This is a genomic window from Microcystis aeruginosa LEGE 91341 (assembly GCF_015206885.1).
GTDB lineage: Bacteria > Cyanobacteriota > Cyanobacteriia > Cyanobacteriales > Microcystaceae > Microcystis > Microcystis aeruginosa_H.
The window spans coordinates 1-1485 of sequence record NZ_JADEXY010000263.1; the positions used below are offsets into that span (position 1 = coordinate 1).

At 45.8% G+C, this 1485-nt stretch carries 1 protein-coding gene; it reads left to right on the forward strand.

All coding sequences use genetic code 11. From position 1 onward, the window contains the following. The first annotated feature begins 66 nt into the window (after window positions 1-66). A complete protein-coding gene (locus IQ234_RS20745; protein WP_193958456.1) occupies window positions 67-1440 on the forward strand; it encodes a DICT sensory domain-containing protein in 1374 nt (457 codons plus the stop codon). Window positions 1441-1485 lie beyond the last annotated feature (45 nt).

Here is a 1485-nt window from a genome sequence, read left to right on the forward strand (position 1 = left end):
CCCCACACCCGTTCGGCTGAGCTCACGGCCGAAGCCCACACCCCACTTCCCCTAATCTTGCCACCTATGACGGTAGAATCCAGCTTACAACAGTTAAAAAGAGCTTCATCGGGACGATTACCCAGCAGTTACGGGGTCTATTTTAAGAATACCCTGGTGGCTCTCTGTCATGCTCTTGAAGATCATATCTTGCAAACTAGCAGCCCAGATAGTACAAATAAACCACTGGTTTTAGTCACCTTTCAACAGGGAAAATGGTATTTACAGGAAGCAGAGCGCTATTTAGATATTGCTCGCTCTTCTCGTCATATTGCGATCGCTGCTGTGGCCGATAGTGGTTTTTCTGAGCATAAAACCGGCAGTTTAGAGAATGTTTCCCTAGTGAACTTAGATAATAGCGATAGTTTGGTTAATGAGTGGAATTTAATCATTCTTTCCCCCGACTACGCCTCCATGGTACTCTGTCATGAGTTATCCCCGGAAGAATACCGGTCCGATAGTCAACCCCAAATAGACACGGAGCGAAAATTCTACGGTTTATGGACATTCGATCGCGATTTAGTCGAAAAAGCCGCTAGGATCTTAATTGAGCGTCTGCATCCCTATAATCCCAGTCTAGCGGCCGATTTAAGCAGACAACAGCAGGAAATTAGTCAAAATATTAATCCCATTCCCACGGATTTAACCGGAGTAGTCTCTCGCATTGTCACCTATCTGCAAACCAGTCAACAGCAGTTAGTCACCGTCAGCAGACAAGCGCGAGAATTAAGCGACTTAGAAGGACAAGCATCCCGTTTAAATAAAAATTTAGCCGCTAATAAACTGCAAGCTTTTCTAAGAATGGCTCAAAAAGTCGATGAAAGAGATATTGATAATCCCCTTGCTTCCCTACAGGTGGCCGCTTTAGCGGAAATGTTGGGACAATTGCTCGATTTACCCACCCTGAGATTACGACGCTTACGATTAGCAGGTTTATTATACCGCATCGGTCTAGCGGAGGCTCCGATCGAAGTTTTTAGACAGCGTGCCAGTCAGTTAGAGGGAGCAAATGCGTTATTTTGGCGGGATAGATCGGTGTTAGGCGCACAATTACTCGCCACTATGCCCGAATTAGCTCCAATTCAACAGATTATTTACCATGAGTTTGAATACTGGGATGGTAGCGGCGTTCCCAACGGACTAAAAGGGGAAGAAATCAGCCTAGAGTCGCGAATTTTGGGATTATCAGCCTATTTTCAGGAATTAACTCAACCGCGAGGCGATCGACTAGCTCTAGATTTAGGAGAGTCCCTAGAACGTTGTCAAAATTATAGCGGGATTCGTTTCGATCCCGCTTTGGTAGAAAAATTAACCTCGGTAATTCGTCTGTGCGAAATGGGATGGATGCAATTACCCGATCGCCCTAGTCAAGTCCCCGCCGTCTGGTTAGAATCAGTTTAGATTAGGGTCTGCTGAAAAAGTTTTTCCTGGGGGTAGGGTGTGGGG